Below are 11,858 nucleotides of genomic sequence, written 5' to 3' on the forward strand. Positions count from 1 at the left end.
AACGGCCGCTACAGCACCTTGGCCAGAAAGGCCTGGGTGCGCGGGTCGTGGGGGCGGTTGAAGAAGTCGGCGGCCGGGGCGTGTTCGACGATCAGCCCGGCGTCGGTGAAATAGACGTGGTCGGCCACCTCGCGGGCGAAGCCCATCTCGTGGGTGACCAGCACGCAGGTCATGCCCTCGGCGGCCAGTTCGCGGATGGTCACCAGCACCTCGCTGACCGTTTCCGGGTCCAGCGCGGCGGTGACCTCGTCGAACAGCATCACTTCCGGGCGCATCGCCAGGCTGCGCGCGATGGCCACGCGCTGCTGCTGGCCGCCGGAGAGTTCGCCGGGGTAGGCGTCCTCCTTGCCCTGCAGGCGCACCTTGGCGATCAGCGCGCGGGCGCGGGCCTCGACCTCGGCGCGCGGTTCGCGCAGCACGTGCAGCGGCGCCATCATGATGTTCTTCAGCACGGTCTTGTGCGGGAACAGGTTGTACTGCTGGAACACCATGCCCACCTTGCGCCGCAGGGCCAGGCGGTCGGTGGCGGGGTCGTGCACGTCCAGGCCGTCCACGTGGATGCTGCCGCCGTCGATGCGGGCCAGGCCGTTGATGCAGCGCAGCAGGGTGGATTTGCCGGAGCCGGAAGGGCCGATGATGCACACCACCTCGCCGCGGGCCACGTCGAGGCAGACGCCGCGCAGCACCTCCACGCCGTTGAAGGATTTGCGCACCTCGCGGCAGCGGATCAGCGGGGGGCGGCGCGTGGCCGCGGATGGATTCATGGCAGGCTGGGCGCCGGCCTGCGTTCGAGCAGGCGGGTGAGGCGCGCGATGGGGTAGCAGTAGGCGAAGAACCACAGCAGCAGGTAGCCGTATACCGGCAGCAGCAGGTCGTGGCGGTCCTGGTTGGCGAGCAGTTCGCCGGCCACGGACATCACCTCGTGCACGCCGACGATGTTGCACAGGGGGGTGGACACCACCACCAGCGCGTACAGATTCATCCAGCTCGGCAGCATGCGCCGCAGGCACTGGGGCAGCACGATCAGCCACACCGTCTGGCGGCGGCTGAAGCCCAGGGATTCGGCGGATTCCCACTGCCCGGGTGGAATGGACTGCACCGCGCCGCGCACGATCTCCGAGACGTTGGCCGCCGCGCCGATGGCGATGCCCAGGATGGCCTTGGCCCAGTCCGGAAAGGGCAGCGCGACGCCGAACAGGCGCAGCTGGAAGGGCAGCAACAGCATGCAGTAGAACAGCACCACCAGCCACGGCGCGTTGCGGAAGAAATGGGTGAGGAAATGGCAGGCGCGCCGCCACGGCGCGAGGCCCGACAACTGCCCCAGGCCGACCGCCAGGCCGAGCAGGCTGGCGAGCAGCATGGCGGCCACGCTGATCAGCACGTTCATCAGGAAGCCGGAGGCGATCGCCGGCGTCCATTGCCACAGCAGCAGCCAGGCCGGCGCGGCGCCGTCGGCCGCCGCGGCGGTGCCGGGGAGCAGCGCGGCCGGCAGGACGAATGCCCGCGCGCTCAGCATCCCAGCCCCGGCACGCGCAGGCGGCGCTCGATGCGCGCCATCAGCGCGTTGAAGCCGCTCACCAGCAGCACGTAGGACACCAGCACCACGTTCATCATCTCCGGCACGTTCAGCGCGTCGGACCAGATCTGGTTGCTCACGTAGAGGATTTCCGGCACGGCGATGGCGTAGGCCACGCTGGTCATCTTGATCAGGTTCACCAGGTTGTTGCTCAGCGCCGGAAAGCTGATGCGCAGCGCCAGCGGCAGCACCACGTACAGGTAGGCGCCCAGGCGGGTGTAGCCCAGGCTTTCGGCCGCTTCCTCGGTCTGGCGCGGCACGGCGTCGATGCCGGCGCGGAAGGTCTCGGTGTTGAAGGCGCCGGTGTAGAACGAGAAGCACACCACCGCCCAGGTGAAACCGCTGATCAGCGGTTCCGCCTGGCCGTGGGCGTTGTGCGCGGCGATGTAGGGGCCGAGGCCGAAGAACAGGAAATACAGCTGGATCATCGACGGCGTGTTGCGCACGAGTTCCACGTAGGCATTCACCAGCGCGCGCACGCAGCGCCAGCGCGAGCCTTGCAGCCAGGCGCCGACGGCGCCGATGAGCACGCTGGCGACGATGCACAGGGCCGCCATCTCCACGGTCAGCAGCACGCCGCGGAAGAAGCGCGCGGCGTCGAAGGGGTCGTAGAACACCACCAGGTTGATGCCGGTGCGCTCGTGCAGGTCGGCGAACCACCGCGCCAGCGCCTCCATCATCGCCGCGGCGTCTCCAGCGCGTCGCGCAGGCGGTAGTACTGGTACACGGCGCCCACGCCCAGCGCACGCAGGGCGTGGCCGGGAATGGGGCGCAGGGGCTGGAAGGGCATCGCCAGCTCGTCCGCCGGCCGGCCGCCGAGGAAGGCAGCGAGTTCGCGCCCGAACACCGTGCCCAGGCCCAGCCCGCGCCCGTTGCAGCCCAGCACCGCGAACAGGCCGGGCTCCGGTTCGTGCAGCTTCCAGGCGCTTTCCCGGTTCATCGCCATCCAGCCGCTCCACCAGTAGTCCACCGCCACCACGCCTTCCAGTTGCGGGAAGAGGGCGTGGATGCGCGCCAGGCTGGCGGCGATGCCGGGTTCCCGCTCGGCGCCGAACAGCGGCCCCTGGCCGCTGAAATGCAGGCGGCCGTCCGGATGGAGGCGCACGCCGGACATCAGCCGCCGGGTGTCGGTGAGGCCCTGCCCGCCGGGCAGGATGGCGCGCCGCAATTCCCCGGGCAGCGGTGCGGAGACGAACTGGTAGGCGCGCAGGGCGACGATGCTGCGCCACAGGTCGGCCCGCAGGCGGTCGCTGTAGCCGTTGGTGCACAACACCACGCGTTCGGCGCGGATTCGGCCGCCGCCGCACGCGGCCAGCCAGCCGCCGCCGTCGCGTTCCAGGGCCCGCACCCGCGTGCGTTCGTGGATCGCCGCGCCGGCGTCCGCCGCGGCGCGCGCCAGGCCGCGCGTGTAGGCGAGCGGGTCGATGGTGCCGGCGCGCGGGTCGAACACCGCGCCGCAATACACGCCGGGGCCGCTGCCGATCATCGCCGTGGTGCGTGGGGCGTCCAGCAGTTCCACGCGGTGGCCCAGGCGCGCCAGGTCGTCCACCCGCCGCGCCAGCCGTTCCAGCGCCCGCGGCGAGTGCGCGGCCTGCAGGCCGCCGCTGCGCACCGGCCGGGCGTCCATTCCATATTCGTCGACCAGGCCGAACACCAGGTCCGGCGCGGCGCGCGAGGCTTCAACGATGCGCGGGCCGTAGTGCGGCCCGTAGACCCGCAGGATCTCCGCCGGCTCCAGCCGGGTCGCCGCCGGCACGTGGCCCGAATTGCGCCCGGAGGCGCCCCAGCCCACGCAGTGCGCCTCGGCCACCCGCACGCGCTGGCCCTGCCGGGCCGCGTGCAGGGCCAGCGACAGGCCGGTGACGCCGCCGCCGACCACCAGCAGGTCGGCCTGGGCGTCGCCGTTCAGCGCCTCGCCGCCCGCATCGTCATCGGGACGGCCATAAGGGGTGCGCGGCAGGGCGGCGGCGTCTTGCGAGGGCAGGTACATGTCAGTTGCTCCACCGCGCGTGGCGCGGCCCACGACGCATGAAACGTGGTGGTTTTGCTCCCTCTCCCCTTGCGGGGGAGGGAGAAAGGTGGCAATCTGCCCGTCCCCCGTCAGGGGGCCCGGACTTTCGGCGGATGTCGTCCAGTTTCATTTCAGCGGAAAGCGTGCGGGTTGGCGGGCATCACGGCGCTCACTTGCTGCCGGCGGCGTATTTCTTCTCAAGCTCCGCAACGTATCCGCTGCGCTTGCCGGGGAACCATTTCTGCTCCAGTTCGCGGATGTAGCCGGCGCGATACCATTCCTGCGAAAGCTCGGTCAGCAATGCATGGAAGCGCTCCTCGCCGTGGCGCACCGCGATGGCGACGGGCTGGGGCAGGATCGATTCCAACGGCAATTCGTAATTGGCCCATTGGGGCTCTTCCAGGCGCTGGGTCAGCGCGTTGTCGTCATACACGAAGCCGATGCAATTGCCGTTCTGCAGGGCCGAATAGGCTTCCGGCGGCGATTTGAAGGCGATCACCTCGGCGCCGTATTCCTGCTGCACGTGGCGGTTGAAATACGCCCCCTGGTTGGCGCAGATCTTCCTGCCCTTGAGTTCCTTCCAGTCGCGGATGCCGGCGGATTTCACCAGCATCACATTGGCCGCCGAGGCGTAATAACCCGGCTCGACGATGGCGACGACCTTGCGCCGCTCCGGCGTGTCGTTCATCGCCGCGATCAGCACGTCGATCTTTCCCTGTTCGAGAAACTGGATTTGATTGGCGGCCTCGGTGGGGATGATTTCCAGCCCGACCTTCAGGCGTTCCGCCACCTTGCGCGCCAGATCGACGGAAAACCCTTCGAATTCGCCCGCCGCATTGCGCACGCCGAAGGGCTTGTAATTCGATTTGCCGCCCACCACCAGCTTGCCGCGCTGCTGGATGTCGTCGATCGCATCCGCCTGCGCGGGCGTGGCGAATTGCAGGCCCACGGCGGTCAATAGCAATGCGCTGATGCGGCCCAATGCGTGAACGTTCATTTGCACTCCTTCATGGCGGGCAGCGAAACGCCCTTATAGAAAAAACGGAATAAGCTTCTCAATAGAAATTATTACTTGGTTTTTTATCAACTATATATTCTCGCAATCGGCTCAACAATCGCCATTTGTGGCGATTAATCCATGACAAAAAATCATGTTTCGGAGCGAGCATGCCGAGTTTGAGAAAAAGGCTTCCGCCGCCCAACAGCATCGTCACGTTTGAATCCGCCGCGCGTCACGGCAGTTTCACGTCGGCCTCGGAAGAATTGCGCGTGACCCAGGCCGCCGTGAGCCGGCAGATCCGGCGCATCGAGGATTACATCGGCCAGGCCCTGTTCAAGCCGGCGGGGCGCGGGCGGGTGCTCACGCCCGCCGGGCGCGAGCTTTTCGAAGCGGTCTCCATCGGCCTCGGCCACATCGCCGGCGCGGTATCGAGGATTCAGGAAAAAAGCGCGCGCTCCTGCGTCACCATCGCCACGCCGCTGTCCTTCGCCAACCTGTGGCTGATTCCGCGCATCGCCTCGTTCCGGCGCGCCTATCCGGACATCGAGATCCGCTTCGTCACCACCGACGGCGACCTCGACCCCGCCGGCGCGGGCCTGCCCCTGGCGGTGCGCTACGGCGACGGCAAGTGGCCGCACCTGGCGGTGACGCCCTTCCTGGAACTGGAAGTGTTCCCGGTGTGCACCGCCGGCTACCTGAAGGAATGCGGGCGCCTGGAAAGCGTGGACGACCTGCTGGGCAAGACCCTGCTGGACCGGGAAACCGAAAACGCCTTCGCGATCCGCTGGAGCACCTGGCTGGAGGCCATGGGCGCCGCGCCCGAGCAGAGCCCGCGGCGCCTGTACTTCAACAGCTACGAGACGGTGATCCGCGCGGTGCTCACCGGCCAGGGCGTGGCGCTGGGGGTGGACGTGCTGCTGGAGGAACACCTCGGCCAGTCCATGCTGGTGGCGCCGCTGGATTGCCGGCTGCGCTGGCCGCAGGCCTACTACCTGGTGTCGCCCCACGGCGCCGAACTGACGCGGGAAATGTGCATCTTCGCCGACTGGCTGCTCAGCGAGGCCCGCGCCGCGCGCAGCGCCAGGCATTAGGCGGCGGGGCTGCTACTGCTGCGCCTGCTGCTGCGCTTCGCGGGCGGCGCGCTCCATGTCGCGCACGAAGTAGATGAAATCCATCTCCGCCGCCGGGGCGCCCAGGCGGGTGGCCACCGCCGAGATCTGCCCGCGGTGGTGGGTGAAGTGGTTCATCAGATGGGTGAGGATGTCGGCCAGCGTGGCGTGGTGCACCTCGCCGCCGCTGCGGGTGTAGCGCACCATGCCGTCGAACTCGGCCTGCTGCCGCTGCGCCAGCCAGTGGCGGAAGTGGCGCAGCTCGTGCTGCAGCCCGTGCTTGAGTTCCGTCCAGCGCGGCTCGCCGATGCGGTGGAAATCCACCGCCGGGCTTTCGCCGCGCAGCTGGGCCGCCCACAGGCGCAGCACCACCAGCAAGTGGTCCACGGTGTGGTGGATGCTGCCGAAGAACAGGCCCTCCTGCGCTTCCAGGGCCTCGGGCTGCAGGCGGGCCAGGCTGTCGAACAGCACCTGGTTGGCCCACAACTGGTAGTCGGTCTGCCGGATGAAGTGGCTGCGCCAGTCCGTCGCCATGCTTCGCCTCCCGCGCCCGGACGCCGCGCTAAACGGATTCGTTCAGCAGGCGTTCGAGCAATGCGTGCAACTTGTCGAAGTCGGGTTCGCCGAGATACTTCTGCACGATCTGCCCGCGCTTGTCGATCAGGAAGGTCGTCGGGGTGAGGCGCACGCCTTCGAAGGCCCGCGCCACCTCGCCGCGGGCGTCCAGCGCCACGGTGAAGGGCAGGCCGGTGCGCTCCGCGTAGGCCTTCACCTGGGCGGGCGGGTCGTAGTCCATGGCCACGGCGATGGTGCGGTAGCCGCGCGGGGCGAACTTCTCGTGGGTGCGCACCAGTTCCGGCATCTCCTTGACGCAGGTGGTGCAGGTGGTGGCCCAGAAATTCACCAGCACCACCTGGCCGCGCAGGTCGGCGGTGCGCAAGGTTTCGCCCTGCAGCGTGGTGAAGGCCACGTCCGGCGCGGCCGGTTTCCGGGTGAACACGAAAAAGCCCGCGATGGCGAGAACCAGAACCGCGATCGCGGCGATAATCTTGACCTTCATGTGCCTGACCGAGAGAGGTGCGTCATGGGTCCGATTCTGCGAGCTTTCGCCCTGCTTGTCATCTGCACGCCCTTGTGGGCGGCCGGCGGCCTTGCCAGCCTGGCCGGCTTCAGCGAGCAGAACAGTGCCACCGGTCTGCGAGAGGCCCTGACCCAGGGGGCCGGGCGCGCGGTGGACCTGCTCGGCCGCCGCGACGGCTTCCTGGCCAATCCCAAGGTGAAGATTCCCTTGCCCGAGGCGCTGGAGAAGGCCGAGCCCCTGTTGCGCATGACCGGGCGCGGCAAGGATCTGGACGAGCTGGTGACCGCCATGAACCGGGCCGCCGAGGCGGCCGTGCCGGAGGCGCGCAGCCTGCTCGTCAATGCGGTGAAGCAGATGAGCGTGCAGGACGCCAAGAACATCCTCACCGGCGGCGACGATTCCGGCACGCGTTACTTCCGCCAACACACGGAAGGCCGGCTCACGGAACTCTTCCTGCCCGTGGTCAAGCGCAGCACCGACCGCCTGGCGCTCGCCGGGCAGTACAACGCCCTGGCCGGCCAGGCCGCCACTTTCGGCCTGTTGAAGGCCGAGGACGCCCAGATCGAGGGCTACGTCACGCGCAAGGCCCTGGACGGCCTGTACCTGCTGATCGCCGAGGAAGAGCGCGCCATCCGCGCCAACCCGGTGGAAGCGGCCGGCACCTGGGCCAAGCGCATCTTCGGCGCCCTCAAGTAAGGCCCATGGCGGCCCTGCTCAACGCCCCCCAGCGCGAGGCCATCCGCTATCTGGACGGCCCCTCGCTGGTGCTCGCCGGCGCGGGCAGCGGCAAGACCCGGGTCATCACCCACAAGATCGCCCATCTGATCAACGAATGCGGCTTCGAGCCGTACAACATCGCCGCCATCACTTTCACCAACAAGGCCGCCAAGGAGATGCAGGAGCGCGTCGCCCACCTGATGGGCGGGCGGGCGCCGCGGGGGCTCACGGTGTGCACCTTCCACGCCCTGGGCGTGCGCATCATCCGCCAGGAGGCGGTGCACTGCGGGCTGAAGCCCCAGTTCTCCATCCTGGACGCCGCCGACACGGTGCAGATCGTCGCCGACGCCGCCAAGGACGGCGACAAGGGCATCGCTAAGCAGATGCAGTGGCAGATTTCCGCGTGGAAGAACGCCATGGTCACCCCGGCCGAGGCCGCGCAACTGGCCGACAACGAACTCGCCGCGGCGGCGGCCGCGGCCTACGTGGAGTACGACCGCACCCTGCGCGCCTACCAGGCGGTGGATTTCGACGACCTCATCGGCCTGCCGGTGCAGCTCTTCGAGAACAACGAAGAGGTGCGCGAGCGCTGGCAGCATCGCCTGCGCTACCTGCTGATCGACGAATACCAGGACACCAACCGCGCCCAGTACCGCCTGCTGCGCCAGCTCTCCGGCGAGCGCGGCATGTTCACCGCGGTGGGCGACGACGACCAGGCCATCTACGCCTGGCGTGGCGCGGACGTGGAGAACCTGCGCCTGCTGCAGCAGGACTACCCGAAGCTCAAGGTCATCAAGCTGGAGCAGAACTACCGCTCCTCGCGCCGCATCCTGGAGGCGGCCAACACGCTCATCGCCAACAACGAAAAGCTCTTCGAGAAGCGCCTGTGGTCCGAGCACGGCCCGGGCGAGCAGATCGCCGTGCATGGCTGCCGCGACGCCGAGGCCGAAGCCGAATGGGTGGCCATGAAGATCAATGCCCACCGCTTCGAGGCCCGCACCGCCTACAAGGACTACGCCATCCTGTACCGGGGCAACCACCAGGCGCGCGGGGTGGAGCAGGCCCTGCGCAACGCCGGCATTCCCTACGTGATCTCCGGCGGGCAGAGCTTCTTCGACAAGGCCGAGATCCGCGACCTGATCGCCTACCTGCGCCTGCTGCAGAACGAGGACGACGACCTCGCCTTCATCCGCGCCATCACCACGCCGCGGCGCGGCATCGGCGCCGCCACGCTGGAAACCCTGGGGCGCTATGCCGGCGAGCGCCACGTGAGCCTGTTCGCCGCGGTGGCGGAGGAGGGGCTGGCCGAACACCTGGCCGTCCGCCAGCTCGAAGCGGTGCGGGAATTCACCGCCTTCATCGACAAGCTCAAGTACCGCGTGACCCGCGAACCCGCCGGCCGCCTGTTGGAGGATCTCCTCGCCGCCACCCGTTACGAGGCCTGGCTGTTCGAGCACCTGGACAGCCGCGAGGCGGAAACCAAGTGGAGCAACGTGCGCGACTTCGTCGGCTGGCTCACCCGCAAGGGCGACGAGGACGGCAAGAACCTGGTCGAACTCGCCCAGACCATCGCGCTCATTTCCATGCTGGACAAGGACGACCCGGACTTCGACGGCGTGCAGCTCGCCACCCTGCACGCCTCCAAGGGCCTGGAATTCCCCCACGTTTTCCTGATCGGCGTGGAGGAGGGCCTGCTGCCCCACCAGGCCAGCCTGGACGAGGACAAGGTGGAGGAAGAGCGCCGTCTGATGTACGTGGGCATCACCCGCGCGCAGCGCAGCCTCACCCTGACCTGGTGCGAGCGGCGCAAGATGGGCAAGGAATTCCGCCCCTGCCAGATCAGCCGCTTCGTCGCCGAGATGGGCGGCGACGTCAAGCTGAGCCACCGGCGCAGCAACGATCCCCTGGGCAAGGAAGAAGGCCGCAACCGCGCCGCGGCCCTGCTCGCCATGCTGGAACGGCGCTCGTAGGAGCGGGCTTGCCCGCGATGCGGCCTGCGGGAAAACAAACACCCCATCGCGGGCAAGCCCGCTCCTACCGGCGCGCAGGCGGGCACGGGCTGGGCGCGCAAAAAAGGCAGCCCGCAGGCTGCCCCTCTGTTGCCGTGCGACCGGTCGCCGCTTACTCCACCGGCGGCTCGGTGAAGCCGGCGCCGGCGGTGTTGGCCAGATAGGCCGTCGCGCGCACCACTTCCGCATCGGTCAGGTCGGTCGCGCCACCCTTGGGCGGCATTGCATTCAGGCCGTTGGTCACCGAGGCCACCAGCGCGTCCAGGCCCTTGCCCAGGCGCGGCGCCCACTGGCCGGCGTCGCCGGTCGTCGGCGCGCCCAGCACGCCCGTGGCGTGGCAGGCGGTACACACGGCGTTGTAGATCTGCTCGCCGGTGCGCGAACCGGCGGCGACCTTTTCCACCTTGAGTTCGATCCTGGCGACCGGGGCGATGGCCGAGGCGGTCACTTCCGGGTCCACCTCGGGCGGCTTGCCACAGCCAGCCAGCAGCGAAGCTGCGACCACGGCAACGACAGGCAGGGCGAGGCTAAGAGGCCGCTGGGCGGCGCGAGTAGCGCAATGTTCCGACATGCTTGGTCCTTTGACTGGCGGGAGACAAAGGCCGAATTATAGCGGTGCCGCCGCCGCTTGTGGCGTCGCATCATGGACTTCGCCCGTGTTCCGGTATATGCTTGCGCGCCTCGCTGGGGAGGTATTCCCGGCATTCCCGCGCCCGTAGCTCAGCTGGATAGAGTACTGCCCTCCGAAGGCAGGGGTCGGACGTTCGAATCGTCTCGGGCGCGCCAGACACTGGATGGGCTAGCGATGTCGCTAGCCCATTGTCTTTGGCCCTCTGCAAGAGCTTCAGGAATCGTCGAGGTCGGCAACGCTCCAGGAGCGCCCATGGATTCGTCCATCCCGTCGTACGAACTCGAACCGGCCGCTGTCTGGCGCCATTTCGCCACCCTCAGCCGTATTCCCCGCATGTCCGGGCACGAGCAGGTCCTGCGGGACGAGATCGCGGGCTGGGCGCGGCAGCACGGGCTGGGTGTGGCGGTGGATGCCACCGGCAACCTGGTGATCTCCAAGCCCGCCACGCCGGGCCGCGAGGACAGGCCGGGTGTCGTGCTGCAGGGCCATCTGGACATGGTCTGCCAGAAGAACGCGGCCAGCACCCACGACTTCTCCCGCGACCCCATCCACGCCGAACTGCGCGACGGCTGGCTGGTCGCCGACGACACCACGCTGGGCGCGGACAACGGCATCGGCGTCGCGCTGGCGCTCGCAGCGCTGGAAGCCGGCGACATCGCCCATCCGTCGCTGGAAGTGCTGCTGACCGTGGACGAGGAAGCCGGCATGACGGGCGCGCGCGGCCTGCGGGCCGGGGCCCTGCGCGGCCGGCGGCTCATCAACATCGATACCGAGGACTGGGGCGAGTTCTACCTGGGCTGCGCGGGCGGCGCCGATGTGGTGGTGGACGCGCCGCTGGAATCCGAAGCCGCACCGGCGGGCTGGCAGGCGCTGCGGGTCACGGTCGAGGGCCTGAAGGGCGGTCATTCGGGCGTGGACATCCACCTGCAGCGGGGCAACGCCATCAAGCTGCTGGTGCGTGTCCTGCACGGGCTCGCGGCGGACGGTGTGCCTTTCGCCCTCGCGGCCATGGAGGGTGGCACCGCGCGCAATGCGCTGCCACGGGAAGCGGGCGCGCTCATCCTGGTGCCCGATGGCAACGGGGCCGGCCTGCGGCAAGCGCTGACGCGCACCGCCGCCGAGATCGCCGAGGAACTGGCCGGCGTGGATGACGGCTTTGCGCTGCGCGCCGAACCCGATCCAGCCCGCCCGGAGCACGTGCCGGACGCCGCCACCGCCCGCCGCGTGCTGGCCGCGTTGCACGCCGCACCCCATGGCGTGCGCCGCATGAGCACGCGGGTGGCGGGCGTGGTGGAAACCTCCGACAACCTCGGTGTGCTGCGGCTGGATGCGCAACGCCTGCAGGCGACGCTGATGGTGCGTTCGCTGCTGGATGCGGGTACGCGGGCGCTGGCGGACGAGATCGTCGCCCTGTTCGATCTGGCTGGCCTGCCTGCCTCCGTCAGCGAACCCTACCCCGGCTGGGCGCCGAACCCGGATTCGGCGCTGCTGGCGAGTTTCCTGCAGGTCTACCGGCGCGAGTTCGGCGGCGAGGCAGCGGTCAAGGTGATCCACGCCGGCCTGGAATGCGGCATCTTCACCGCCACCTGGCCGGACATGGACATGATCTCCTTCGGCCCGACCATACGCGGCGCCCACGCACCGGGCGAGCGGGTCGAGGTGGAGAGCGTCGGGCGCGCGTGGCGACTGCTGGCGGCGGCGCTGGCAGAACTGTAGTTCCCCGC

The 11,858-nt window shown here is 68.9% G+C and carries 13 protein-coding genes and 1 tRNA gene; 5 read left to right on the plus strand and 9 right to left on the minus strand.

Annotated elements, in window-relative coordinates:
* Positions 1-8: 8 nt before the first annotated feature.
* The 6 genes from E6O51_RS08185 to E6O51_RS21830 all read right to left on the minus strand — a co-directional run bounded on the left by E6O51_RS08185 (position 9) and on the right by E6O51_RS21830 (position 4,801).
* Positions 9-764, minus strand: coding sequence for an amino acid ABC transporter ATP-binding protein (locus tag E6O51_RS08185; protein ID WP_136384488.1), 756 nt, complete (start codon positions 762-764; stop codon positions 9-11).
* Positions 761-1,516 carry an amino acid ABC transporter permease gene (locus tag E6O51_RS08190; RefSeq protein ID WP_136384489.1) on the minus strand — a complete coding sequence of 252 codons (756 nt, stop codon included), beginning with the start codon at positions 1,514-1,516 and terminating at the stop codon, positions 761-763. The genes E6O51_RS08185 and E6O51_RS08190 overlap by 4 nt, the downstream gene beginning before the upstream one ends.
* On the minus strand, positions 1,510-2,256 hold the full coding sequence (locus tag E6O51_RS08195; protein ID WP_211091358.1) for an amino acid ABC transporter permease: 747 nt from the start codon (positions 2,254-2,256) through the stop codon (positions 1,510-1,512). Before E6O51_RS08195 ends, E6O51_RS08190 begins: the two co-directional genes overlap by 7 nt.
* Positions 2,253-3,566, minus strand: coding sequence for an NAD(P)/FAD-dependent oxidoreductase (locus tag E6O51_RS08200; RefSeq protein ID WP_136384490.1), 1,314 nt, complete (start codon positions 3,564-3,566; stop codon positions 2,253-2,255). The genes E6O51_RS08195 and E6O51_RS08200 overlap by 4 nt, the downstream gene beginning before the upstream one ends.
* Before the next feature lie 190 nt (positions 3,567-3,756).
* A complete protein-coding gene (locus E6O51_RS08205; RefSeq protein WP_136384491.1) occupies positions 3,757-4,584 on the minus strand; it encodes a transporter substrate-binding domain-containing protein in 828 nt (275 codons plus the stop codon).
* Between the two features lie 58 nt (positions 4,585-4,642).
* Positions 4,643-4,801 carry a hypothetical protein gene (locus tag E6O51_RS21830; protein WP_168735217.1) on the minus strand — a complete coding sequence of 53 codons (159 nt, stop codon included), beginning with the start codon at positions 4,799-4,801 and terminating at the stop codon, positions 4,643-4,645.
* On the opposite strand from E6O51_RS21830, the gene E6O51_RS08210 reads away from it, so the two are divergent.
* Positions 4,755-5,678, plus strand: coding sequence for a LysR substrate-binding domain-containing protein (locus tag E6O51_RS08210; protein ID WP_136384492.1), 924 nt, complete (start codon positions 4,755-4,757; stop codon positions 5,676-5,678). The two genes, E6O51_RS21830 and E6O51_RS08210, sit on opposite strands and share 47 nt — an antisense overlap.
* A 12-nt stretch (positions 5,679-5,690) precedes the next feature.
* Here the strand turns inward: E6O51_RS08210 and E6O51_RS08215 are convergent, their stop codons facing one another.
* Together E6O51_RS08215 and E6O51_RS08220 are read right to left on the minus strand one after the other, a co-directional pair.
* A complete protein-coding gene (locus tag E6O51_RS08215; RefSeq protein ID WP_136384493.1) occupies positions 5,691-6,230 on the minus strand; it encodes a DinB family protein in 540 nt (179 codons plus the stop codon).
* 28 nt (positions 6,231-6,258) lie between these two features.
* Positions 6,259-6,756: a TlpA disulfide reductase family protein gene (locus tag E6O51_RS08220; protein WP_136384494.1), complete on the minus strand. Its 498-nt coding sequence runs from the start codon at positions 6,754-6,756 to the stop codon at positions 6,259-6,261.
* 24 nt (positions 6,757-6,780) lie between these two features.
* Between E6O51_RS08220 and E6O51_RS08225 the strand changes: the two genes are divergently transcribed.
* Both E6O51_RS08225 and E6O51_RS08230 read left to right on the plus strand, forming a co-directional pair.
* Positions 6,781-7,473 (plus strand): DUF4197 domain-containing protein, encoded by a 693-nt coding sequence (locus tag E6O51_RS08225; protein WP_136384495.1) that lies wholly within the window; start codon positions 6,781-6,783, stop codon positions 7,471-7,473.
* A 5-nt stretch (positions 7,474-7,478) separates the two neighbouring features.
* Complete coding sequence (locus E6O51_RS08230; RefSeq protein ID WP_136384496.1) at positions 7,479-9,464, plus strand: UvrD-helicase domain-containing protein; 1,986 nt, start codon at positions 7,479-7,481, stop codon at positions 9,462-9,464.
* Between the two features lie 151 nt (positions 9,465-9,615).
* Here the strand turns inward: E6O51_RS08230 and E6O51_RS08235 are convergent, their stop codons facing one another.
* Positions 9,616-10,074, minus strand: a complete 459-nt coding sequence (locus E6O51_RS08235) for a c-type cytochrome (protein ID WP_136384497.1) — start codon at positions 10,072-10,074, stop codon at positions 9,616-9,618.
* Between the two features lie 138 nt (positions 10,075-10,212).
* On the opposite strand from E6O51_RS08235, the gene E6O51_RS08240 reads away from it, so the two are divergent.
* Together E6O51_RS08240 and E6O51_RS08245 are read left to right on the plus strand one after the other, a co-directional pair.
* Positions 10,213-10,289, plus strand: a tRNA-Arg gene (locus tag E6O51_RS08240).
* A gap of 97 nt (positions 10,290-10,386) precedes the next feature.
* Positions 10,387-11,850, plus strand: a complete 1,464-nt coding sequence (locus tag E6O51_RS08245) for an aminoacyl-histidine dipeptidase (protein WP_168735224.1) — start codon at positions 10,387-10,389, stop codon at positions 11,848-11,850.
* Positions 11,851-11,858: the final 8 nt, after the last annotated feature.

Origin of the sequence: Pseudothauera rhizosphaerae (assembly GCF_004801305.1) — a bacterium.
In the GTDB taxonomy this organism is placed as follows: domain Bacteria; phylum Pseudomonadota; class Gammaproteobacteria; order Burkholderiales; family Rhodocyclaceae; genus Pseudothauera; species Pseudothauera rhizosphaerae.

Bases quoted from the DNA above. Each gene is read 5' to 3' on its own strand.
- E6O51_RS08225 (WP_136384495.1), top strand. From the start codon at position 6,781: ATGGGTCCGATTCTGCGAGCTTTCGCCCTGCTTGTCATCTGCACGCCC.
- E6O51_RS08215 (WP_136384493.1), bottom strand. From the start codon at position 6,230: ATGGCGACGGACTGGCGCAGCCACTTCATCCGGCAGACCGACTACCAG.
- E6O51_RS08195 (WP_211091358.1), bottom strand. From the start codon at position 2,256: ATGATGGAGGCGCTGGCGCGGTGGTTCGCCGACCTGCACGAGCGCACC.
- E6O51_RS08190 (WP_136384489.1), bottom strand. From the start codon at position 1,516: ATGCTGAGCGCGCGGGCATTCGTCCTGCCGGCCGCGCTGCTCCCCGGC.
- E6O51_RS08235 (WP_136384497.1), bottom strand. From the start codon at position 10,074: ATGTCGGAACATTGCGCTACTCGCGCCGCCCAGCGGCCTCTTAGCCTC.
- E6O51_RS08210 (WP_136384492.1), top strand. From the start codon at position 4,755: ATGCCGAGTTTGAGAAAAAGGCTTCCGCCGCCCAACAGCATCGTCACG.
- E6O51_RS08230 (WP_136384496.1), top strand. From the start codon at position 7,479: ATGGCGGCCCTGCTCAACGCCCCCCAGCGCGAGGCCATCCGCTATCTG.
- E6O51_RS08220 (WP_136384494.1), bottom strand. From the start codon at position 6,756: ATGAAGGTCAAGATTATCGCCGCGATCGCGGTTCTGGTTCTCGCCATC.
- E6O51_RS08200 (WP_136384490.1), bottom strand. From the start codon at position 3,566: ATGTACCTGCCCTCGCAAGACGCCGCCGCCCTGCCGCGCACCCCTTAT.
- E6O51_RS08185 (WP_136384488.1), bottom strand. From the start codon at position 764: ATGAATCCATCCGCGGCCACGCGCCGCCCCCCGCTGATCCGCTGCCGC.
- E6O51_RS08245 (WP_168735224.1), top strand. From the start codon at position 10,387: ATGGATTCGTCCATCCCGTCGTACGAACTCGAACCGGCCGCTGTCTGG.
- E6O51_RS08205 (WP_136384491.1), bottom strand. From the start codon at position 4,584: ATGAACGTTCACGCATTGGGCCGCATCAGCGCATTGCTATTGACCGCC.